Source organism: Aequorivita capsosiphonis DSM 23843 (genome assembly GCF_000429125.1).
Lineage (GTDB): Bacteria > Bacteroidota > Bacteroidia > Flavobacteriales > Flavobacteriaceae > Aequorivita > Aequorivita capsosiphonis.
The window spans coordinates 254,425-276,956 of the sequence record NZ_AUBG01000001.1; the positions used below are offsets into that span (position 1 = coordinate 254,425).

A 22,532-nucleotide genomic window follows, 5' to 3' on the forward strand; every position below is an offset into this window, starting at 1 on the left:
TAAATTCTTGTTATAATGCTACTTGAGTAGCGGTTTTCCAATGCTATACTCGTTATCTTTATATGATGAATACAAGAAAATAAAAACGATTTTCATCCTTCATGGCCTCCACAATTAAGATCAATAAAGATAACTACGGATTTACTAGATTTTTTTACATGATTTGGAATAAGAATTATATAAATCACATTGTAATTGTGTGATTATCGGCTTGATTAATATCAATTAACTAAAAGACAAAATGTTCATATACATTAAATACATGGTTAGTTTACGCTGCAAAATGGTAGTAAAGCAAGAACTGCAAAAACTAGGATTACACTATGTAAATGTAGAACTAGGAACAATTGAAATATTAGAAACCCTTAGCGTTTCACAAAAAAGACAACTTCGTAAAAACCTAAAGGTATATGGTTTGGAGCTGCTTGACGACAAGCGGAACATCATTATTGAAAAAATCAAGGCCGTAATCATCGAAATGGTCCACTATGCCGATGAACTTCCAAAAGTGAACTATTCAGATTACATAAGTGAAAAATTGGAATATGACTATACATATCTAGCCAACACATTTTCCGAAGTAAAAGGCATCACCATTCAGCAATATATTATCCTAAACAAAATTGAACGGGTAAAAGAACTTTTAATGTATGATGAGCTAAATCTTACTGAAATATCCTATAAACTTCATTATAGCAGCGTGGCACATTTATCCAACCAGTTTAAAAAAGTTACAGGGCTTACACCAACCTACTTTAAAGGACTAAAAAAGAAACGTCTGAAAAACCTCGAGGATTTGTAAAAAAATTTTGCGTTCAAAACCACTCTTTTATTATATTATTTCCTACCTGCTGATAACAATTAAGGTATTAAGTAGTTAAGTAGAATTGAGGTTTTAGTGGAAATTACGCTAACTAAATTTCCCTAATCCCTTAATGGCTCAAAAAATACTTAATGTTTAAAAAAATAAAACTATTCATGCGCTTAAATTTATAAAACCAATGTGGGAATGCTATAAATCTTCTTCTTTCCTATGTAATATATTTTTCAATAAAATAAACCATCTTTAAACTATGGTTAGATTTATAGTACAGAAAACCACAATCTGGATTTATCCTATTAAATTTTAGCGATGGAAAACACAGAAATTGAAAAATCAAAAGCCTTAATCATGGTGGAGATAATAGAATATGTTCCCAATGCTGTTGTCATAAAAACAATAATTAAGAAAACGACCGGAAGTGTAATTGCTACTTCAAATGATTCTGGTGAAGACCTAATCGAAAAAGTATTGCCGTTCGATAAGTTTATACAAATAATCGAAGGGCAGGCCGAAATAGTAATCAACGGCGATTCGCATAGCTTAAAAACCGGACAGGCCATCATTATCCCAGCCCATTCCAACAACACGATTAAAGCCAACGAGCGTTTTAAAATGATTTCTACCGTTATTAAAAGTGGTTATGAATAATTAGACAAAAAAATGAAAGGAATCATGATCCCTTCTGAAGTTTTAACAAAAGAAAAAAACATAGCCGTCATCGTAGCCCATCCCGATGATGAAACCCTTTGGTGCGGCGGAACGATGCTATTACATCCCGACTGTAACTGGTTCGTTGCCTGTTTATGTAGAAAAAATGATGCTGATAGGGCTCCAAAATTTAAAAAAGTACTAGAAATATTAAAGGCGGAAGGTATCATGGGAAATCTTGATGATGGCGCAAGACAAAGACGTTTAGATAGGAAAGCCGTAAAGCGAGTAATTTTAGAATTACTCCCAAAACAGAGCTTCAACCTGATTATAACCCACAGTCCTTTTGGTGAATACACCAGACATTTACGTCACGAAGAAATTGGTAGAGCAGTTATAGCACTTTGGAAGGATAAAAAAATAAAAACCAAAAAACTATGGGCCTTTGCTTATGAAGATGGAAATAAAGAATACTATTCTCAAGCTATTAAAGACGCAAGTATTTATCAAACACTTTCGCAAGATATCTGGGAAGAAAAACACAGAATAATTACTGAGGTTTACGGTTTTCAAAAAACAGGTTTCGAAGCCAAAACAACGCCTAAAAGTGAAGCCTTTTGGGAATTCGAGAATCCGAAAGATGCTCTAAACTGGCTAGATAAGAAAGAAATTGAAAACAAAGAAACATAACTATATTATATGAAAGTTTTGGTGCTTTATGATTATCCTCCTTCTCCTGGCGGCCTTGCAACTCAAGGCGATATGCTTTACAAAGGGCTAATGAATCTTGGTGTGGAAGCCAAAGCAGCACATTTTGAATCGGCTCAGGAAAAGGAATGGTATTACCGCTGGTTTGAACCTGATATTGTGGTGGGAGTAGGCTATTGGGGCCATACACCTCATATTATTCTTCATCCTCAACGCTATGGTATTAGAGCAGTGCCCTGGCTGGTAGCCGATGGATATATTGCCAATTATCAGGAAGTCTTAAACGAACTGCCCCTTATTTTGGTAACTTCAAATTGGGTGAAAGAGATGTATGTCCGGGATGGCATCAAACCCGATAATATTGAAGTACTTCCCGTAGGTTGTGATACTTCAGCTTTTATTCCTTTTGATAAAAATGACCCAAAAATTTTATCAGTTCGAGAATCCTTGGGGATTTCACCAGACCAGCTCATGATTTTGACCGTAGGTGGTGATGCCGCTTCAAAAGGAGCGCAGGAAGTAATGCAAGCACTCTCAATAATAGATACCAAAGCACCAGACTGGAAATACGTTTGTAAAGTATGGCCGCAACCACGAACCAAAGTGCAAAATATGCTCGACCTGAAAATGGCAGAGTCTCTTGGTCTCGAAAAGAATATTACGTACGCCACCAACACTGTTTCACGAAACTTTATGCCTTATTTAATTGGTGCCTGCGATATTTATGCCGCACCTTCACGCCTTGAAGGCTTTGGAATGCCACAGGTAGAAGCTGGCGCATGCGGCAAACCTGTCATTGGGATCAAAGCCATGGGTATGTTAGATACACTTATCCATAACAAAACTGCTTTTCTGGCAGAAGTAGCCAAAAAAATTGTTGTAGATGAAGTCGTTTTAGGTGAAGAATCGGGTTTTGAAAGCAGTCGAAAAGTGCGATTCGATACTCCTCGAATCGTTGATTACCGTGCCAACGTCCAGAATATTGCCACCTATATGCTCCGACTTATGGAAGATGAGGAACTTAGAGTTAAAATGGGAAAAGCAGGAAGAGAGCGAGCAGTAGAATATTTTGACAATACTGTTGTTACCAAAAGGTTTGTAAAAATAATCCAAGATAAGCTGGGGATAAATTAATATAAGATGATTATCCATAGAGTTTCTTAGAAGTTTATATGACAAAAGACATATAACTCTATTAATTTCCATAAAAAAACATTCATTACTATTTTGACTTATGTCCGAGGTCTATGTTAGGATGATAAACGGATAAACATTTAATACAAATCGAGTCAACAACTTAAATAAAGTAAGCATGAGAGTTCTAATAAAACAAGACGAAAATAAGATCGCTCAGTGGACAGCCAATTATTTAATTAAAAAGATAAATGATTTCAATCCAACAATAAAAAAGCCCTTCGTTCTTGGATTACCAACAGGTTCGTCGCCAATTGCTACCTATAAGGAACTAATTAGGAGGAATAAAATAGGAGATATATCCTTTAAGCACATAATTACTTTCAATATGGACGAATACATTGGCATTCCTGAAAATCATCCCCAGAGCTATCATTCCTTTATGTATGAGAAGCTCTTCAACCACATTGACATTCCTAGTGAAAACATAAATATTTTAAAAGGTAACGCATCCAATCTGGAAAAAGAATGTATTGAATATGAGAAGAAGATATTAAAATATGGAGGCATTGACATTTTTCTAGGAGGCATAGGTATGGATGGACATATCGCCTTTAACGAACCAGGGTCTTCACTGACTTCCAGAACCAGTATAAAAATACTTTGCTATGATACCATTCAAGCCAATTCTAGGTTTTTTGAAAATGATGCACACCAAGTACCTTCCGCAGCATTAACCGTTGGTGTTGGAACCATTATGGACGCAAGAGAAGTGCTGGTCATTGTTAGTGGTTATAAGAAGGCAAGAGCATTAAAAGAGGTAGTAGAAGGCGCCGTAAACCACATGTGGCCTGCTTCTATGCTCCAAATGCATCCAAAATGCATCTTAGTTTGCGATGAACCCTCAACCTTGGAGTTCCAGGTTAAAACAGTAAAATATTTTAAAGATATCGAACGTATTTCCACGGATGGAAGTCCTCAGTAAACCCGATAAAAGAAACGCCATGCCACTTGAAAAAGACAAACAGATTGAAGAAGCCAAGAAAGCTGCCATTGATGTGCTTTTGCACAATTCTCATGGAACTGTTGCAAATTTGCCCCGAACAGCAGGCTGGGGATATCCCGAACCCTATACCAGAGACTTATTAATATCAGTATTGGGAATAGCCTCAAGTGGAAATGCAGAACTTATAAGTAGCGTAAAAAATGTTCTAATTACTCTTGCCGAAAATCAATCGGATAACGGGCAAGCACCGTCACTTGTGAATGATAAGAAAAACCGCGGTTCTAGCGATACCACACCACTATTTTTGATGGCAGTAGGTGTTTACAGAAACCTAACCAATGATCCAAATTTTCTAAAAACCGCAGTAGATAAAGCGCTTGTTTGGATGCAATACCAATGCCCTACCAGCCATTATTTAATAGCGCAACAACCAACAAGTGATTGGCGTGACGAACAGTGGGTGCTGGGTTATGGTCTTTTCGTAAACACTACAACATATAGCGCTCTCAAACTTTTAGGAGAAGAAAAACGAGCTAAAAACCTTGGCAATGCAATTCAACAACTAACTTATACTTCGGATAAACTGCATACTTGTGCGCACGAAGGGCTTGCAATTAAAGACAAACCTTATTTCGCATTATGGTCTTACAAAGTGTACAGCAGCGAGCGGTTTGACTTATTAGGAAACAGCCTCGCAATTCTTTCTGGCTTGGCCTCGCCAGAAAAAGCTAAGAAAATGGTGAAATGGATAGAAAGCGAATGTGAATCAATGCATAAAACAAAGGAATTAGCGCTCGACCTTACACCCAATTTTTTTCCATTTATTCAACCTGAAGATGCGGATTGGTTACCGAGGTATTCCGAATATAATAATCCTGGAGATTATCACAACGGTGGAATCTGGCCATTTATCAGCGGATTTTATATTGCAGCGCTCGTGGCATCCAAAGAATATGATTTGGCAGAGAAAAAACTGCTCGCACTTACAAACCTCATCAAAAAAGGCGGGGACGATAAATTAGAGTTTAGCTTTAACGAATGGTATAAAGCCCAAACTGGAAAACCCATGGGGCAGGATTGGCAAACTTGGAGTGCCTCTAATTATTTGTACGCAACAGCCTGTGTTCAAGAAAGACGAACCCCGTTTTTTGAGGAGATTCGGTCGAAATTATAAATGTATAAAACATTAGCAAAATCAATTAACGTTGATATTAGTTTAAGATGATGAACGTTATTCATTAAATTCTTAACTCAAAGCAATATGTGAATTATGTAACTCTAACCTCCTTATCTTCAACTTTATTCACACATTATTCGATATCTTTATATGTTGTTTAATGCTATCTAAAAAGCAAAAGACACAGCAAAAATTAAGAAAAAGAGAATCGAAAATAGGTTTTTCCAAAAGTAAAACCTTCAATTTTACTTGGAATTTCTTTAAGTCTTAGCGTATTTATATAGAAAGTATATGCTTAAATCAAAAAATCGCTAATATTGAATCATTAAGCCAATTTTCACCAATCTCCTCTAAACCAACTAAACATGAAAATTGCTTTTGTAGCTACATATCCCCCACGAGAATGCGGAATAGGAACATTTACGCAAAGTCTCGCAAATGCGCTAAAGAATAAGGATGATGATGAAAATGAAATTATTGTTATCGCCATGCACGATAATCAAGAAAAATATGCATTTCCTCCTGAAGTAAAACTAACAATACATCAAGAGCGTCAAACCGATTATTTGAAAGCTGCTGATTTTATAAATCGTAGTGGCGCAGAAGTTTGTATTCTTGAACATGAATTTGGTATTTTCGGAGGCCAAAGCGGTGTATATATTCTTCCACTGTTACATAGGTTGCAGATTCCATTGATTTCAACTTTACACACCATTCTTGAAACTCCCTCATACACCGAAAAGGCCATTTTAAAACAGATTTGTAAAATGTCTGATAAATTGGTCGTGATGAGTTACAAAGCCATTCAATTTCTTAAAAATATCTACGACGTTCCTTCAGAAAAAATTGCTCGAATAGAACACGGAGTTCCCAATATTCATTTTAATAAAGAGAAATCCAGAGCCGAATTGAAGTTTAGCGATAAAAAACTGCTTTTGACCTTTGGTTTCGTCGGGCGTAACAAAGGAATTGAAACAGTTATTAAAGCCTTACCAAAAATAATTGAAAAGCATCCTGAAGTATTTTATGTAGTCTTGGGAAAAACACATCCGAACGTGCTCAGATCTGAGGGCGAAGAATACCGAAATTACCTTCAAGTGCTTATAAAAACATTAAAACTTGGCGATCATGTTCTTCTTCTTAATGAATTTATAGAAGAAAGGGAACTTTTTAAATATTTGGCGGCATCAGATATTTATATTACACCTTATGTTAATGAAGCTCAAATTACCAGTGGAACCCTTACGTATGCCATGGGTTCTGGTTGCGTTGTTGTTTCCACACCATATTGGCATGCAGCAGAATTACTTACTGAAAACAAAGGCTGTCTTTTTGATTTTAGAGATGAAAATGCCTTGGCCAAAATCTTGAATAAATTACTGGATAAGCCTGAAATGATGAAGACCATTCAGAAAAATGCGGAAGAATATGGACAAGACATCATCTGGCCAAAAATTGGACAGCGATACTTCGAACTTGCTGAACACTTGGTTTCTGAGCCTGCAAAACCAGAACCAAAAAAAGAAATGGACATCGACCTTCTGCTGTTGCCACCGTTTTCATTAGCGCATATTAAAAGAATGACCGACGATACGGGGATTATTCAACACGCCAAATTTGGAATTCCCAATTTGAAAGAAGGCTATTGTCTTGACGATAATTCTCGGGCACTGCTTATGGTTTGTATGACTTATAAGCAGAAGAAGAGTGAAATCGCTTTAGAGTTGATGCCCATTTACCTCAGCTACATCCACTATATGCAAAATAAAGATGGCACCTTCCGGAATTTTCTAAGCTTTAACCGGAATTTTCTTGATGAAGTGGGCTCTGAAGATTCCTTCGGAAGAACGATTTGGGTACTAGGCTATCTTATGGGCCACGCACCGAATGATGCGTATTACCAAACAGCAAAATTGGTTTTCTTTGATGCTTCACCCAATTTTGAGAAAATGAAATCTATCAGAGGAATAGCAAATACAATGATTGGCATATGCTACTATCTGAAAACAAATCCAGATGACGGTGGCATGAAAATGTGCTTACTGAGAATGACGGATATCTTAGTGGTTCATTTCGAACAAAATCAATCGAAAAACTGGAACTGGTTTGAATCGCTTTTGGCTTATGATAATGGTATTTTACCACTTGCCTTACTTCATGCTTCACAGGTTTTGGAGAACAAAAAAGCAAAAGACGTCGCCTTCGAAGCAATGCGTTTTCTTACTACGCACACCCTCAAAGATGGCTATCTGTCAGTAATTGGAAACAGACAGTGGTTTGTAAAAGATAAGGAACGCTCCATCTATGCGCAGCAACCCATTGATGCTATGGCGATGGTGCTTATGTATCACCAAGCTTTCGTTTTAACTGGACAAAGAGAATACTTAGATAAACTGTTTACTTCCTTTATGTGGTTTTTGGGCGAAAATGATCTCCGGATGAATTTATACGATTTCGAGACAAAAGGATGTTGTGATGGTTTTGAGGATTATGGTGTAAACCGAAATCAGGGAGCCGAAAGTTCTTTAGCGTATCTCATTTCACACCTTACTGTTTTACAGGCGTATGAAGAATCTTATCATTTTCGGGAATTAAGCGATTTAAGCAATTCAACCAACCATACACCAAAACACAGCGGGTTGGAGGTTGCTAAATAAGCCATCAGATTTTGTTCAGGCTCTTCTTGTAAAAACAAGAAGTAGCATGAAAGACTTACTTAAACTTTACGTCCTCTGCGTTTCCAGCGGTAATTTATCTAACACAAAGACAAAGAGGACACAAAGTAAGCAGTTTCTAATTCTTCAGGCCTTCAAATAATGCATCCATTTCTACCACTGCATACGTGGTAGAATAATCTGAAACCGCATAAGGCAGAATTAGATTGTTATTATGAATAATCGAGCCGCAAGAATATACTACATTTGGAACGTATCCTTCCCGTTCGTTTTCTATGGGCATAAGCAGAGGCTCTTCGAGTCGCCCAATTTCTTTAGTGGGGTCATCTAAGTCGAAAAGTGAGGCACCAATACAGTAGCGGCGCATGGGGCCAACTCCGTGCGTGATTATCAACCATCCTTTTTCAGTCCATAAAGGCGAGCCACAATTTCCTATCTTTGAAAACTCCCAAGGGTACTTTGGTTCCTGAAGCAGAATCGGATTATTCCAAAGTGTATTTCTATCAGAGAACATGATATAATTATTAACACCGTCTAATCTGGAGAGCATTGCATATTGTCCTTTTATTTTTCTGGGAAAAAGTGCCAAGTTTTTACCCAAAGCACCTTTGCCGTGCAAAGGCATAATTCTAAATGTACAAAAATCACTCGTGGAAAGAAGTTTTGGTAAAATAGTGTGACCGTTATAAGCAGTATAGGTGGCGTAAAACTTAATGCATCCATCGTCATCTACAAAACGCACAAAACGGGCATCTTCTATTCCATTACTTTCCGATTCTGAAATTGGATAAATTACACGTTCACTAATATCTGAGTCATGTTCAAACTCAATATCATAATAAGAATCTACCAACCAAGTAATTTCTTCAAGAGCAAGTTTTTTTGCATCACTTATTTCTGAATCCTTCAGAATATTATTTACCGATTTTTTTAAGGTGATATATTCAAAATGATCCGGTAAATCATCTACAATAATATTAAAGTACTTTTCAGGAATGTTCATTTCTCTCATTTTTTTTACAAACCTTCCCTTGTGGTATGATTTTTTTTGAGAGATTTCTGCCACATCCATCGATTTTCCTATGCTCATCAAGTGTAAATCGTTATTTTTATCAAGTATAGCTCTTCTGAATACGATTGAAGAGATATGCCCCTCACCAGTAGCTCTAAACGAAATAATAACGCGCTTTTCCCCTTCCTCTAAATAAGTCTGATCTACATCGGGAATAATAGATGGGTTAAAAAACGCAGTCGATTCTAGGGAGTACTCCATGGTAAGGTAGGATCCGATAAGCAGTTTACGCTCACCAGATATATCATCAATATTAACATCCATTTGCTCAATTAAGCTCAGTGCATTGTTATAATGCTTGTTAAAGAGATGGGTAATATTACGATGCCGGTATGCAAATTCTCTTAGGGTTTGTTCTAGGGCAATATGAACATCGCTTTCACTCATTGCAAAAACCAATGCTAGCATATCTTTTGTTGCCGATTCCCCATTCATAAAATAGCGGGCCACTACCCTACTAGAATCGGGAAGAAATTTTAACTGTTTTCGTGTTACAGGAACTCTCATTTTATTCAATTTAAGAAAAGTAAGGTACGCTTAATAATAACCACACAAAAAATCGTAATGCTATAGTTTTGCTAAATTTTTTAACGTTAAAGGCGATAAAGCCTAAAAAGTAAATACCGAAGCATTAATTATTTCGTAATCTATACCTATTGCGCGTTATTTGGTTCTGAAAGATCATTGATATTTGGCATATAACTCAAACTCAAAGCTTGCCCTTGAGACTATAGATGAAAAAGAGGCACTTATCCATTGTTTGAGATACTTTCTGAGGAAGTAATTAAAGAAGACGTTCCATTAGCAATTCGGTATAAGAAGCTTCGTTAGCACTTCCACCAGAAAACATTATCCCTACGGAAGTAACATAACTGCATTTATATGGACTTATGCTATTAAAAATAGTAATTAAAGATTCGCCTTCATTCTCACACAACAAAGACAAGCCAAACAAGGAATGCTAATTGTTTAAAAGCCAGGACAACCTCTATTTTAATCAACTCATTATCAATCATCCTATACTCAAAGCTAAGTAGTTTAGCAATCAAATTTTTTTAGCGACAAAAATTTTATTGAAACAATTAAAAACCAGATTCTTTACCAGTTAACTTTAATATTCCCTTAAAAACCCTGTGAATTACGCCCTTTTAATATAGTGGCTTTTGAATTAAAGTGAAAAACGAAAAATTACAGGCAGATTTAAACGGGGAAGATTCAAAAAATGAAAACTCAGCTGAGTGATCAATAATCTCTAATAAAAATGAACGCTTCAGAAGAATCAAAAGAAAAAGTCTTATTCTTTTTAGATGCCTTAAATAATGAGGATTATGAAGCTGCCAAAGAATGTCTCATTCCTGACTTTAAGTTTAAGGGACCACTGGGAAAAACCCAGGGAGCCGAAGAATATCTGAAACAGATGCGGAAAATCAAATTTAAGTATAGCATTGTAAAAATATTTGCTCACGACGATGAGGTTTCAGTAATATATGATATTGAGATGGGATGCAAAGATGAAATAACTACTTGTGGCCTATACCTTTTTAAAAATGGCAAGATTCGTTCCTTAAAGGTTTTTTATGATCCACGACCCGTTTTGCAAAATGCTAAATGACTCGATTCCAATGAGGGATTGATAGAGTCGTGCCTAGCGCTGTTAAACAAAGAAAATATTTATTAACTATAAGTAAAATGTAATGATACACGGAATTGAAGAACGCGAACAATTGAGGAGGCTCCACGATCGACATAAAAGATTGTCCTTGGAGGTTTTTGATAGAATAAACAGCAATGACGAGAAAAAAATAATTGAAGAAAGGAAAAGAAAGTTGGAAGAAGCGACCAGAGAACTTGAGGCTTTAATAAAAAAACTACACTCCTAAAAAAAAGTAGAAATGGATCGATTCTCCAAGAATTTTTCTTGGGGTTTGCTCCAATTGTGCTTAAAAATTCAGTTGAGATGAATAAATATCAAAATGCTATTCAGGATCTTCTTGTTACAACCGATATTAAAATCAATGGAAATCGGCCATGGGATATTCAGGTTAAAAATGAAAATTTTTATAAAAGAGTTCTTCAAAATGGTTCCCTCGGTTTAGGTAATTCTTATATGGAAGCTTGGTGGAAATGTGATCAATTGGATGAACTTTTCTATCGCCTTTTTAAAGCCGATCTTGAAAAAAGTATCAAGACAAATTTCAAATTGAAATGGCTTATTCTAAAGGCAAAGCTTTTCAATAGACAAACCAAAACGAAAGCCGAAAAATCTATCGCCAGTCATTACGACATAGGAAATAAATTGTTTAAAAAAATGCTGGATCCATTGATGATTTATTCCTGCGGATACTGGCAAGAAGCTGAAAACCTCAAACAAGCACAAGAAAACAAACTAGAGCTAATTTGTAGAAAGCTCAAACTTCAAGAAGGCCAAAGCGTATTGGACATAGGCTGTGGCTGGGGCGGCTTCGCTTATTATTGCGCTAAAAATTATAAAGTAAAAGTTACCGGAATTACCATTTCCAAAGAACAATTCGATTTTGCCAAAGCGGGATGCAAGGGTCTAAATGTGGAAATCCGCTTACAGGATTACCGCGACCTCAACGAAAAATATGACCGAATTGTTTCTATAGGAATGCTGGAGCACGTAGGTTACAAAAACTATAGTCCTTATATGGAAATAGTAAAAAACAATTTAAAGGATGAGGGAATTTGCCTTCTTCATTTTATTGGCAATAATGAATCGGAATATACAACCGATCCTTGGATCAATAAATATATTTTTTCTGAAGGATTGGTTCCGTCTATGACTCAAATTTCTATGGCAATGGAAAACCAGCTGATTCTTCAGGACGCACATAATTTTGGGCCCTATTATGATAAAACGCTCATGGCCTGGTACCACAACTTTAAAAATGCGTGGCCAGAATTTGAGAAATCATACGATGAATCTTTCTATAAAATGTGGGAATTTTACCTCTGTTCCGCCGCCGCTTCCTTTCGTGCAAAAAGACTTCAATTATGGCAATTAGTTGTTACCAAAAAAGAATTCTCCTCCATTTATCAATCTGTAAGACCAAAGCACTTAAATACTCGTGAACTTGATAGTTTTAATAACCATAAACGTATTCCAAAGTCAGAAATCGCATGAATTAATAATTAGCATACAAGCACAATCCCTTCTATTATTTTGACATTTCCATAATTTCATTCAATGATAGTTAGGACTTCGAAAAACGGGCAACGAACCTAATCACCAATCCATGAATTTGTTCCATCTCATAAGTATCCTAATTGTATTTGCCGCAACTTTTGGATACCTAAATGAACGCTTTCTGAAATTGCCCGCAATCATTGGACTGTTTTTAATTTCTATGGCATTCTCGTTACTGGTTCTGTTGCTTGGTAATGTCTTCCCTTCCTTACTATCCTATGAAAAAAGTATTCTCAATCAGATTGACTTTCAAAACTTTTTAATGAAAGGTATTTTGGGGCTTATGCTTTTTGCTGGAGCCTTGAGATTGGATCTAGAACAAATGAAAACGCAGCGAATACCCATTTTTATTTTTGCGACCTTAGGGGTTTTGATATCCACCTTTATCATTGGTATCGCTCTTTTCAATATTTTAGGGCTCATGGGAATCTCCGTGCCCTTAATTCACACCCTAATCTTCGGTGCACTTATCTCACCTACAGACCCCATAGCCATTCTTGGAATATTGAACAAGACTTCAATAGCAAAGTCTTTGGAAATCAAGATAGAGGGAGAAAGCCTGTTTAACGATGGAGTTGGCTACGTACTTTTTGTAACATTATGTCATATTGCTACCCAAAAGATCGGAGATGCGCAGCTATCTTTCTTTCCCATTGCACTTTTGTTTTTAAAAGAGGTTGGCGGCGCGTTGATTTTAGGCTATTTATTAGGCAAGTTGACCACTCATGCGCTATCAAAAATAAACAACTATGAAGTTGAAGTACTTCTTACCTTAGCCCTAGTTATGGGCGGTTATATGTTAGCGGATATCCTCAGAGTTTCCGGCCCAATTGCCATGGTTGTTGGTGGTTTAATGATAGGAAAAGGTTTGACTAAAGGGAAAGGTCTTTCTGATATTACAAAAGATTACGTTCGGAAATTTTGGGAACTGATTGATGCGCTCCTCAACGCAATTCTATTTTTATTACTAGGTCTGACCGTTTTACAAGTACAATTCAACAAAGAAATATTTATTATTGGGATATTCTGTATCCTATTGGTTTTATTGAGCCGCTTTATTTCCCTCAAAGTGCTCACCTTAACCATGAAAAATTGGATTTTCTTTGAACCAGGCGCATCATTTATTATGACTTGGGGCGGATTGCGCGGAGGAATATCAATTGCCATGGCCATCATCTTGTCTCAGGAAATCTCCAAAGATCTATTCCTAAGCATAACATATATTATAGTCGTGTTTTCCATCTTGGTTCAAGGCTTAACTTTGGAAAAAGTAGTGAAAAAATTTGATGCTAATGTTGAAAAAGAAACTAAAAGAAAAATCAAGTGAGTCAATAGCCTTTCTGAGACTTCGTACAATAATAAAATCTTTAAAATTATTTTGAAGTGCCAATGAAACTTTTTATTAAGTTCGCCCTGAAAGGGCGTAATATCTTAACATCGAGCAACGCTCGATGATGGGGAAGCCTTAAACATCTAAAGCCCTGAAAGGGCGTAATAGCTAAACTGTATTATGGAACGCCTGCCATTGCCGTTTATGACGCTCTTTCAGGGCTGGTTTTAGACTCGTTACGCAACCCATAAGGAGTTGTGTAATGTTATGGTAGGTTGCGCTTTCAGGGCATATTCATTTTATAGCTTGATAGCGGGATGGTTCTGTTTTCGTAATCTTCAAAATTATTCTGAAGTGCAGAATGAACTTCTTATAAAGTCCTTAAAAAATATTTGATCATCGCATACAACATGCTCAGAAAAACAATGGTCCAAGATGCTATGGCAATAATCACGAACACCGAACCAATCCCATTTAATAAAGACAGTCCTATTATCTGGGATAACTTTAATGTACAAACAGCATACATACCCAAGGGAAAAACCAGAGTCCAATATTGGAAAGTATATTTTAAGGGAATTTTTTTTACTATATGCCGCCAAATACCCAATACAATTATCAACGGTATCCACCACGTCCCGATGGCCCAAAAAAGTGAAGTGAAGCCCTTTAGAAATGAAAGCACATCCGGCAAGAAAGATGATTTTTCGGCATTCTGAATAAGCATCGAACCCGCCAGAACCGATATAGCATCTGCCCCCATACTGATCCAATAGTTCGCCTTAAGTTGATCTGCTTTGACCTTTAAAAAAATAAGTCTATAAAAAACCAAGGTTATAATAATGATATAAAACATACAACCACACAAAAAGAGAATAAAGGAGAAAAAAAGGATTGTATTGATTTCCTTGGGAAAGTTGTCTACTAAAAGTACACTTAAAACAAAAAGGGATTGTGTGGATACAATAATGAGTAGCCAAGAGCCATTTACACCCTTTAATGAAGGTTTATGTGCTTCTTCAATAATAATTGCAAACAAAGTATAGATAAGAAATACCCAAGATATCAAGCCTATCACAAAAAAGAAGATTCCAACAGAATCATTAGTTACGATCAGTACAAATTGAGACCCCATAATGCAACAAGCAGCGGGAATGGAGAGGAACCCCATATTTCTGTTATTTTTATAAAAGTCATTGATAACTTCTCTTTTGAAAAACAACAATCGAATTATCAATATTGCGGAAAGTATAATAAATGAAACAAGGTTAATATATAATGTGGTTTTAGCAAATATTTGGTATTCAAAAAAATGAGCTGCTATGGATACAATCCCAGTTGCCATAACAAGAGAAAAATAACCCGGCGGAAAAAAAGCAATCGTCTCATGGAAAGGATTTGACTTTACGCGAGAGTCATCCGGAGTTGTTTGTGATTTATTTTTGGCAAAGGAAAATTTCATAACTTATTTTAAATCAATTCGAATTATTTAATGCATATCGGCAAAAGCAGCTAATGTTCTAATATGACTTAGAGCAAAGTCGTCATCTTACGGCAGGATGGCATAAGACATATAACAGAATTAATTTTTGTTAAAGAACAAAGATTTAAGCGCTATTTCGTCTTATATCCTACGTCTTACCGTCCTAAGTCAATTTTGAGTTTCTTAATGGGAAGAAACGCTGCACTCAAAAAACAGCATCGTAGCTTTGGCGCAAAGGATCAAAAAGAGCATTTTGACTCTCATAATATTGGCCCGAGAGTTCCTATTACCACAAGAAGTTCAAAGGTGTTTTCCACTTCCATACCGTCGGAATATATGAGGGATAAAGTTTCCTTTCCCTGCCCAGAGGCTCTAAACTTGAAAGTATATTCAATTTCGTTTCCTTTGGTTTTTTGTAAAGCTGCCGATACTAGTTCTACAAAGGAATTTGGTTTGACCAATTGCCACGAGTATTTAGATTCCGATTCGCCTTTTAAGACAATTTCAAAAGTATCATTCACACTCAATTCAACACTTGAGCCACTGTCTTTATAGGTGTAAGGTCCTGCACAGCCAGTAAAAACCAAGAAACTAATCAATACCAAGTACTTTCTAATTTTCGACATTATTTTTAGATTTATAATTCTTACTTTTTGAATCCTGAAGAAGAAAAGCTACAATATTCTCCAATTCTTCCTTACTTAAAGAACCTCCATAAGCAGGCATATTTTCGGAGCCGTTTACAATTCGAATAATCATTTCTTCCTTAGTAAGCCTATTTTGTACGTCGGTAAGTTCGGGTCCACGGATGCCTCCCTGATCGCCAATTTTATGACAATACAGACATCCCTCGGTATTATAGAGCTCGATTCCCTTTTTTACTTTTTCTGATGCTTTTGGCACCGCACTATACTCAGACAATGGCTTCGCGTTAAACCGTGGATGCCACGGCGCTTGGTGACCTACATACCAAAGACTTCCGATCGCTAAAATCACTAAAACCACTCCCGCAATCGCCCACGGTCGTCGCAATGGGCTGCGTTCCCCTTTATTGGACAAAAATGGAATGGAAAACAAGAAAATTCCACCAATCAAAGGAGCTAAAAACATAACGTAAGACTCCAGTTGACGCGGCATTAAAGCAAATATTGCAAAGATCCAGGTAAAATACCAATCTGGTTTAGGATTGGCTTGCACATTGGTAAGATCTGGCGGCGATGTAAGTGCCGGCGCTCCAACAAAAAAGGCCAAGATCAATAAAACCACTAATACAAATAAACTAAAAATAGCATCCCTCCATATCGCATCTGGGAAAAATGGAACTCCTTTTTTATCCAATAAATCTTGGTACCATTTTCTATATGTTTTTGGATTTAACAACCTACCAGCTTTTGGAGGTTCGGAGATACCGTTTTTAAACACCAAGTACACGTGATAGCTCACAATCATAAAAAGAATGGCCGGAAAAAGAAAAACGTGCATAGAAAAAAAGCGATTCAGCGTTTCCCCGTTTATGGTTTTACCACCTAAAAGGAAATAGGAAATAGAATCTCCAAAAATCGGAATTCTGCCTATTTGTTCGGCAGCAACCACTGCAGACCAAACTCCATTGTTGTCCCATCGCAATAGTTGGCCTGTAAAGGCCATAATGATAGTTAGGCCCATTAATAAAACCCCCGTTATCCAACTCATTTCCCTCGGATATTTATAGGCGGCATTTATATAAACCCGTATCAAGTGCAAACCCATTAAGAAAATCATTGCCGAGGCGCCCCAATTGTGAAGCCCACGAATAAAACTTCCTAAAACCGCATCATTTTCAATATATTGAAGGGATTGATAAGCAACATCTGCTGAAGGTTGGTATAAAAAGCCCAAAGAGATCCCAGTAACTATCTGTACCAATAAACAAAATAGCGTAGCACTTCCCCAAACGTAATTCCATTTTACATTGGGTGGCACCAGATGGGTTTTCAAGGGTTTCAGTAAATCACTGACTCCTCCTCTGTCATCTATCCATTGCCATATTTTAATTAATTGTTTTTTCACGCTGTTATATCCGTTATTGGAATTGCATCCGTTTGAATTTCCAAGTGTTCCCCAGAAATCCTGACTGGATATTTATATAATCCTCTTGGTGGTGGTCCTGCAGCTCTTGACCCATCTTTATAATAAACTCCGCCATGGCACGGACACATAAATAATTCCGGTTTCTCTTCCCAACGCACAGGACACCCCAAATGGCTACAGTTCACCGAAAAGGCAACAAACTCGTCATTTTCCACTCTACGTATATATGCGGCAGATTGTGCAATCTTACCGCTCCATTTGTAAGGCGAGGCATTCTTAAAGGTTACCAGTTGGGTTTTTCCCACTTCAAAATTGGAAGCTAAACCGATTTGCCTCCATTTTTTCCCAGTGTTTCTAGTTACTGGGTCAAGCATAGCTATTATTAAAGGAAACGCTAATACAGCTCCTATTAAAGCACCTATTCCAACTGAAAATTTCGACAAAAAATTTCTTCGGCTAAGGGTTTCCTTTGTTTCGTTTTTCTCACATTCACAGCCCATCTTTATCGTCCTTTAGTAATTCTTTATAAATATCCATTATCCATCCGCTCAGGGCTACGGCAAAAATTACTATTCCCATTCCTGTGATAATCCAGGTGGTTAAAATTCCCCAAAAGATGCAGACCAAGCCGAAGGCCAAAAAGAAGGGCCAATAAGTTGGTTTGGGCAGTCGCTCTGGTTGTGCTTTATATTTGTTCTGTGTTTCCATATTGAATCGTTTTTTTCGGAATTGTTGAAGTTTTTATGGTTTCAGGATTCTTTTCAGTTTCTGTTATTGGATCGTTATACCATCGAAGCAAAATCCCCATTGACAGCACTACGTAGAAAATACAGCCTGGAACCCACATTATCATTCCTGCAATTTCTTGATCGGTACGGACAGATAAAGGAATGGGATTTCGCAGGGTGGTAAAAAAGGGAACTGCCTCCGCCGCAGAAGCTGCCGAAGCCGAAAATGCCACATACAATCCCAAAAGAGAACAACTTAAACAGGCCGTAAACAGGTAAATGACGCTTGCAACAGGTGCCAAGCGTTTGGAAGAATCTGGATGAAAAATAGGAAATGAAAAAATTAAACCAGCCCATAAAACCAAGCCCATAATGAGGATACCTGGAATGTGGGTTATCCAACTTCCTTTGCTAACTACGATCCCACATATTGCAACTCCTGTTTTTGAGGAAAGAATGGCCGCGCTTAAAAGATGTCCGCCCCACATCGCAATAGCGCCAATTATCCAAAAAGCTACAATGGCATAACTGGGGTTTTTAGAAAAATTAAATGAAGCCAGCCGAGTTTCTTTAAATAGTTCGGAAGGCAAGGATTTAAGTATAAGTACGGGAACCAACATCAAAATAAAAAACTGTTGTAGCATGATTACACTGTGCAGCCCAAAATTATTTAGTTGGGAAACGGGCGAACCAATCGTGATATAAATAAACAGCAAGGCCGAAAAAAAGGAGACCTTCTGAAGTATTGCTGTCCTAAGTAACAATAGGTATCCTATAAATACCAAACCAAGCCCTATCAGCCACGGAAGTGACCAATGTGAGGCATCTAAAAAATAATTTAAAACATTCATAACAAAGGATTTATATAAACGAAATAAAACACAAACAACCAGACCACGTCCACAAAATGCCAATAAATATCAACACCCTGAATCGCGGAAATGCTTACGATTTTTAACTTTCCAAAGGAAATACCAAACAAAATTGACAAGGCGATAATGCCCAAAATCACGTGGAGTCCGTGAAAACCGGTTAGTGTAAAAAAGCTGGAACCAAAAATATCCTGGCTCAGCGTAATCTGTTTTTTATAGAGCCCCATATATTCGTTCACCTGACCAATGATGAATACAATTCCAAACAAAATGGTAGTTGCCATCAAGATTTTATACAGCACATATTTTTCGTTTAGCAAAGCTTTCTTGCTGAAAATCAGAGTGAAACTACTCGCAATCAAAAACAAGGTGAAAATTCCTGTTTTTACCACATCAAGATTTTTTGCAACGGTATCTGTGGCATTTGTGAAATTTCTGTAATAGACATAAGCAATAATGAGCGCCATAAAAAAGAACGCTTCAGAAGCAATCAAAAGCAACATCACTATTTTTCCTTTGTTTTTCATTTCTTTCAATTGATTTCGATTCAACTACCAACTATTTCAATTCAGTCTTTTATCTGGCTTATCGGGATGATCCAAATCCCATAATGGTCTTCGGCTGTGCACGGGTGGTATTTCAACAAAATTTTTAAGGTTTGGTGGAGAGGGCACCGCCCACTCCAAAGTCCACGCATTCCAAGGATTGGAAGTAACTGTTCTAGGTTTCTTTAAAGTGGTGTATATATTCCAAAAGAAAACCGCCATTCCCGTAAACATAAAAAAGGCTCCAATTGACGAGAATAGATTCAACACCTTCCAGTACGGCAAATCTGGGTAGGTATAAATACGTCTTGGCATACCAATCATCCCTAAAATATGTTGTAAAAAGAAGGTCAGATTAAACCCAATTACAAACAGCCAAAAATGCCATTTGCCCAATCTTTTTGATAATTTTCTACCACTAATCTTCGGAAACCAATAATAGATTCCTGCAAAAATTCCGAAGAGACTTCCACCTAAAAACACATAATGAATATGGGCAACCAAATAATACGTATCGGTTAATTGCCAATCAATAGGAACAATGGCGAAGGAAATACCGCTCAATCCTCCAAGCGTAAAATCGATTAAAAACGCTATTGCAAAAAACATAGGAATTGTTAATCGAATACTTCCCTTGTACATGGTTCCTATCCAATTGATTACTTTTAGACCCGTTGGAATTCCTATCAACATACTGCTTATGGCGAAAAAACTGTTTACCGCGTTTGAAAGCCCGACCGTAAACATATGGTGCGCCCAAACACTATACGAAAGCAGCGCAATGGCAACCGTTGATGCGGCTACGAATTTATATCCAAAAATGGGCCTTCTGGAAAAAACGGGGATTACTTCAGAAATTATTCCAAAGGCTGGGAGTGCCAAAATATATACTTCGGGATGTCCAAACGCCCAAAAAAAGTGTTGCCATAAAAGGGCTGAACCTCCTGAAGACGGTATAAAGAAATGGGCATCGAACTGACGGTCCAATAAATTTAAGAAAAGCCCCGAATTCAATAATGGAAATGCTGCCAGCATTAAGAAGGCATTTACAAACATCATCCACACAAACAGTGGAAGCATGTTCAGTTTCATCTCTGGCGAACGCATGCAAAGCACCGTAGTTACAAAATTAAGCGCTGCGCCAATACTGCCAATCCCTGTCAATATCAAGCCCACCAAATAGTAATCTACTCCAGCCGTGGATGTATAATTCATCTCGCTCAAGGGAGGATAGTTGAACCATCCGGCCTTTGGTCCTCCGCCGGCCAGAAAGCTGAAATAAAGCAAAACACCGCCCATACAGGTCATCCAAAAACTAAAGGCATTCAATCGGGGAAAAGCCATATCGTTGGCGCCAATCATCAAGGGAATCAAGTAAGTTCCCAAACCGATCAAGGCAGGCATCAGCACCAAAAAAATCATAGTGGTGCCATGCATAGTAAAAATCTGGCTGTACATTTCAGGGGAAACGAGATGATTCTCCGGCCAAGACAATTGTGCTCGAATAATCATGGCCTGTAACCCCCCAATAATAAAGAAAAAGAGTGCCAGCCATAGATACATGATCCCCAACTGCTTGTGATCTACAGAGGAAATCCAAAGCAACTTCCCCCTAGCTCTTTTTAAGCTTGGAAGCGGTTCGTTTTCTTCAGGCATTTTAATGTACAGGCTCATTTCAGGTTGTGGATATAGGTAACCAGTGCATTCAGTTCTTTTTTTGAGAAAATAAAATTAGGCATGTGCGCTCCAGATTTTACTTTTTGCGGATCCTCCAGCCATTCTTTTAAGTTTTCTTTATTGTTTATTTTCATATCGGCCAAAAAACGTTTTCTACTAGCAAAATGTGTCAAATTTGGACCGATGTTGGCTTGATATGGAGTTCCATTGATAGCGTGACAATTAGTGCAGGTTTTCTGTTCAAATAGCCTTTTTCCTTCTATAAAATTCGAATTTTCACTTGTTGCCACGGGTTTCAATTGTTGGGTTTGCCAAGCCTCGAAATCTTTCGGATTTTGAGCGGTAACCCTAATGCGCATACGGGCGTGGGCTTGGCCGCAGAATTCACTACAAGTGCCTAAGTACTCTCCTTCCTTATCGGCGTAAAGCCACATATAATTTGTGTTGCCGGGAATCATATCCATTTTTCGCCCTAACTCTGGCACCCACCAACTATGGATTACATCTGCTGAGTTAAGCTGCAACAAGACTTTTTTTCCTACCGGAATATGGATTTGATTTGCGGTAGTTACGCCACTATTCGGATATTTAGCCTCCCACCACCATTGATGGCCCGTAATCTGTAGAAATGGCTCCGGATTTTCAGGAATGTTCTGCACTTTCCCCATTGTAGAAATGGTCAAATAAACGAAAACCGCTGTAATGGTCGTGGCCAGTGATGTTAAAAAAATCTCAACCTTGACGCTTCCTTCCCTTTGCTCAGGTAAATCAGGCCTTTTTTCTGAATTGTATTTATATAAATAATAAAAGATATAAAACACTACTAGAAAAAAAATAATGGCTGCCACCACAAGAAAATAGATGAAAAGATTATTGATCAATTCAACATTGGTTGTTTCCAAAGAAAAAGTGAGCGTCATTATCTATTAAGTTAAATTTTTATCCACTTAAGAAAACCAATGGGAACGGAGGATAAGTACTCTGTTTAATAAGGAATGTTTATTTTGAAAAACTATCAATTTGATGTCAGCTCTAAATGTGACACCAGATAGCAATGATTGCCTCGTTCCCAAACGGCTTCATGCATTTGGACCATATTGAGAATAATGGGTTTTGCCCCTCTTTCGCAAAATGAATGTTCTTCAATGCGGAGATGATGAGTTGTCCAATTTTCTGAATGCTTATACCTTCTATTAAAAGCCTTCACTAATTTAAAAAAAGACTGAAATAGCTTTTAGTTCATTAAAATATATTTTTAGCCTTTTAACTTAATTCTGTCTTAAGTTTTTCGCTTTTAAAGAAATGTACCAAAGCATATATAAACTACCTCGAGGCAAAGCTTCTGGAAATCAGACCCCAAAAAGGAATAAACCTAA

General features: G+C 37.3%; 21 protein-coding genes. 11 read left to right on the forward strand and 10 right to left on the reverse strand.

All coding sequences use genetic code 11. The features are described from left to right. The first annotated feature begins 241 nt into the window (after positions 1 to 241). From G440_RS0101315 to G440_RS19220, 7 genes are all read left to right on the forward strand, one after another. A complete protein-coding gene (locus G440_RS0101315) occupies positions 242 to 802 on the forward strand; it encodes a helix-turn-helix domain-containing protein (protein WP_051285063.1) in 561 nt (186 codons plus the stop codon). Positions 803 to 1,132: 330 nt separating this feature from the next. Continuing rightward, positions 1,133 to 1,471, forward strand: coding sequence for a cupin domain-containing protein (locus G440_RS0101320; protein ID WP_026449645.1), 339 nt, complete (start codon positions 1,133 to 1,135; stop codon positions 1,469 to 1,471). 12 nt (positions 1,472 to 1,483) lie between these two features. Continuing rightward, the gene (locus G440_RS0101325; RefSeq protein WP_245574810.1) at positions 1,484 to 2,161 is read left to right on the forward strand and encodes a PIG-L deacetylase family protein; all 678 of its coding nucleotides are present in this window, start codon (positions 1,484 to 1,486) and stop codon (positions 2,159 to 2,161) included. A gap of 9 nt (positions 2,162 to 2,170) precedes the next feature. Then, on the forward strand, positions 2,171 to 3,313 hold the full coding sequence (locus G440_RS0101330; protein WP_026449647.1) for a glycosyltransferase family 4 protein: 1,143 nt from the start codon (positions 2,171 to 2,173) through the stop codon (positions 3,311 to 3,313). 178 nt (positions 3,314 to 3,491) lie between these two features. After that, complete coding sequence (nagB, locus tag G440_RS0101335; protein ID WP_026449648.1) at positions 3,492 to 4,298, forward strand: glucosamine-6-phosphate deaminase; 807 nt, start codon at positions 3,492 to 3,494, stop codon at positions 4,296 to 4,298. A gap of 19 nt (positions 4,299 to 4,317) precedes the next feature. Then, on the forward strand, positions 4,318 to 5,493 hold the full coding sequence (locus G440_RS0101340; protein ID WP_026449649.1) for a glycoside hydrolase 100 family protein: 1,176 nt from the start codon (positions 4,318 to 4,320) through the stop codon (positions 5,491 to 5,493). 368 nt (positions 5,494 to 5,861) lie between these two features. Further along, positions 5,862 to 8,153 (forward strand): glycosyltransferase family 4 protein, encoded by a 2,292-nt coding sequence (locus tag G440_RS19220; RefSeq protein ID WP_051285065.1) that lies wholly within the window; start codon positions 5,862 to 5,864, stop codon positions 8,151 to 8,153. A 136-nt stretch (positions 8,154 to 8,289) separates the two neighbouring features. Here G440_RS19220 and G440_RS0101350 read toward each other — a convergent pair whose 3' ends face one another. After that, complete coding sequence (locus G440_RS0101350) at positions 8,290 to 9,750, reverse strand: glycoside hydrolase family 130 protein (protein WP_026449650.1); 1,461 nt, start codon at positions 9,748 to 9,750, stop codon at positions 8,290 to 8,292. A 754-nt stretch (positions 9,751 to 10,504) separates the two neighbouring features. Here G440_RS0101350 and G440_RS0101365 point away from each other — a divergent pair. The 4 genes from G440_RS0101365 to G440_RS0101380 all read left to right on the forward strand — a co-directional run bounded on the left by G440_RS0101365 (position 10,505) and on the right by G440_RS0101380 (position 13,778). Beyond that, positions 10,505 to 10,855: a nuclear transport factor 2 family protein gene (locus G440_RS0101365; protein WP_034258751.1), complete on the forward strand. Its 351-nt coding sequence runs from the start codon at positions 10,505 to 10,507 to the stop codon at positions 10,853 to 10,855. A gap of 82 nt (positions 10,856 to 10,937) precedes the next feature. Further along, positions 10,938 to 11,123, forward strand: a complete 186-nt coding sequence (locus tag G440_RS0101370) for a hypothetical protein (protein WP_026449652.1) — start codon at positions 10,938 to 10,940, stop codon at positions 11,121 to 11,123. Between the two features lie 56 nt (positions 11,124 to 11,179). Beyond that, complete coding sequence (gene cfa / locus G440_RS19225) at positions 11,180 to 12,388, forward strand: cyclopropane fatty acyl phospholipid synthase (protein ID WP_281170732.1); 1,209 nt, start codon at positions 11,180 to 11,182, stop codon at positions 12,386 to 12,388. A 112-nt stretch (positions 12,389 to 12,500) separates the two neighbouring features. Beyond that, positions 12,501 to 13,778, forward strand: a complete 1,278-nt coding sequence (locus G440_RS0101380) for a cation:proton antiporter (protein WP_026449653.1) — start codon at positions 12,501 to 12,503, stop codon at positions 13,776 to 13,778. 373 nt (positions 13,779 to 14,151) lie between these two features. On the opposite strand, the gene G440_RS0101385 is transcribed toward G440_RS0101380, so the two are convergent. The 9 genes from G440_RS0101385 to coxB form a co-directional block, all read right to left on the reverse strand. Next, a complete protein-coding gene (locus G440_RS0101385; RefSeq protein WP_051285067.1) occupies positions 14,152 to 15,243 on the reverse strand; it encodes a tellurite resistance/C4-dicarboxylate transporter family protein in 1,092 nt (363 codons plus the stop codon). Between the two features lie 281 nt (positions 15,244 to 15,524). Continuing rightward, on the reverse strand, positions 15,525 to 15,890 hold the full coding sequence (locus G440_RS0101390; RefSeq protein WP_026449655.1) for a protease inhibitor I42 family protein: 366 nt from the start codon (positions 15,888 to 15,890) through the stop codon (positions 15,525 to 15,527). After that, the gene (locus G440_RS0101395; RefSeq protein ID WP_026449656.1) at positions 15,877 to 17,313 is read right to left on the reverse strand and encodes a cytochrome b N-terminal domain-containing protein; all 1,437 of its coding nucleotides are present in this window, start codon (positions 17,311 to 17,313) and stop codon (positions 15,877 to 15,879) included. The genes G440_RS0101390 and G440_RS0101395 overlap by 14 nt, the downstream gene beginning before the upstream one ends. After that, on the reverse strand, positions 17,310 to 17,777 hold the full coding sequence (locus G440_RS0101400; protein ID WP_211228186.1) for a QcrA and Rieske domain-containing protein: 468 nt from the start codon (positions 17,775 to 17,777) through the stop codon (positions 17,310 to 17,312). Before G440_RS0101400 ends, G440_RS0101395 begins: the two co-directional genes overlap by 4 nt. Before the next feature lie 46 nt (positions 17,778 to 17,823). Next, a complete protein-coding gene (locus G440_RS0101405) occupies positions 17,824 to 18,042 on the reverse strand; it encodes a hypothetical protein (protein WP_026449658.1) in 219 nt (72 codons plus the stop codon). Then, on the reverse strand, positions 18,020 to 18,913 hold the full coding sequence (locus G440_RS0101410) for a cytochrome c oxidase assembly protein (protein WP_026449659.1): 894 nt from the start codon (positions 18,911 to 18,913) through the stop codon (positions 18,020 to 18,022). Before G440_RS0101410 ends, G440_RS0101405 begins: the two co-directional genes overlap by 23 nt. Continuing rightward, positions 18,910 to 19,461, reverse strand: coding sequence for a cytochrome c oxidase subunit 3 (locus G440_RS0101415; RefSeq protein ID WP_034258754.1), 552 nt, complete (start codon positions 19,459 to 19,461; stop codon positions 18,910 to 18,912). The genes G440_RS0101410 and G440_RS0101415 overlap by 4 nt, the downstream gene beginning before the upstream one ends. A gap of 36 nt (positions 19,462 to 19,497) precedes the next feature. Then, positions 19,498 to 21,153: a cytochrome c oxidase subunit I gene (gene ctaD, locus G440_RS0101420; protein WP_026449661.1), complete on the reverse strand. Its 1,656-nt coding sequence runs from the start codon at positions 21,151 to 21,153 to the stop codon at positions 19,498 to 19,500. Then, the gene (gene coxB, locus G440_RS0101425; RefSeq protein WP_026449662.1) at positions 21,150 to 22,076 is read right to left on the reverse strand and encodes a cytochrome c oxidase subunit II; all 927 of its coding nucleotides are present in this window, start codon (positions 22,074 to 22,076) and stop codon (positions 21,150 to 21,152) included. Before coxB ends, ctaD begins: the two co-directional genes overlap by 4 nt. Positions 22,077 to 22,532: the final 456 nt, after the last annotated feature.

Coding starts and splice junctions, on each gene's coding strand:
- G440_RS0101315 (WP_051285063.1), top strand. CDS start 242: ATGTTCATATACATTAAATACATGGTTAGTTTACGCTGCAAAATGGTA.
- G440_RS0101320 (WP_026449645.1), top strand. CDS start 1,133: ATGGAAAACACAGAAATTGAAAAATCAAAAGCCTTAATCATGGTGGAG.
- G440_RS0101325 (WP_245574810.1), top strand. CDS start 1,484: ATGAAAGGAATCATGATCCCTTCTGAAGTTTTAACAAAAGAAAAAAAC.
- G440_RS0101330 (WP_026449647.1), top strand. CDS start 2,171: ATGAAAGTTTTGGTGCTTTATGATTATCCTCCTTCTCCTGGCGGCCTT.
- nagB (WP_026449648.1), top strand. CDS start 3,492: ATGAGAGTTCTAATAAAACAAGACGAAAATAAGATCGCTCAGTGGACA.
- G440_RS0101340 (WP_026449649.1), top strand. CDS start 4,318: ATGCCACTTGAAAAAGACAAACAGATTGAAGAAGCCAAGAAAGCTGCC.
- G440_RS19220 (WP_051285065.1), top strand. CDS start 5,862: ATGAAAATTGCTTTTGTAGCTACATATCCCCCACGAGAATGCGGAATA.
- G440_RS0101350 (WP_026449650.1), bottom strand. CDS start 9,750: ATGAGAGTTCCTGTAACACGAAAACAGTTAAAATTTCTTCCCGATTCT.
- G440_RS0101365 (WP_034258751.1), top strand. CDS start 10,505: ATGAACGCTTCAGAAGAATCAAAAGAAAAAGTCTTATTCTTTTTAGAT.
- G440_RS0101370 (WP_026449652.1), top strand. CDS start 10,938: ATGATACACGGAATTGAAGAACGCGAACAATTGAGGAGGCTCCACGAT.
- G440_RS0101380 (WP_026449653.1), top strand. CDS start 12,501: ATGAATTTGTTCCATCTCATAAGTATCCTAATTGTATTTGCCGCAACT.
- G440_RS0101385 (WP_051285067.1), bottom strand. CDS start 15,243: ATGAAATTTTCCTTTGCCAAAAATAAATCACAAACAACTCCGGATGAC.
- G440_RS0101390 (WP_026449655.1), bottom strand. CDS start 15,890: ATGTCGAAAATTAGAAAGTACTTGGTATTGATTAGTTTCTTGGTTTTT.
- G440_RS0101405 (WP_026449658.1), bottom strand. CDS start 18,042: ATGGAAACACAGAACAAATATAAAGCACAACCAGAGCGACTGCCCAAA.
- G440_RS0101410 (WP_026449659.1), bottom strand. CDS start 18,913: ATGAATGTTTTAAATTATTTTTTAGATGCCTCACATTGGTCACTTCCG.
- G440_RS0101415 (WP_034258754.1), bottom strand. CDS start 19,461: ATGAAAAACAAAGGAAAAATAGTGATGTTGCTTTTGATTGCTTCTGAA.
- ctaD (WP_026449661.1), bottom strand. CDS start 21,153: ATGAGCCTGTACATTAAAATGCCTGAAGAAAACGAACCGCTTCCAAGC.
- coxB (WP_026449662.1), bottom strand. CDS start 22,076: ATGACGCTCACTTTTTCTTTGGAAACAACCAATGTTGAATTGATCAAT.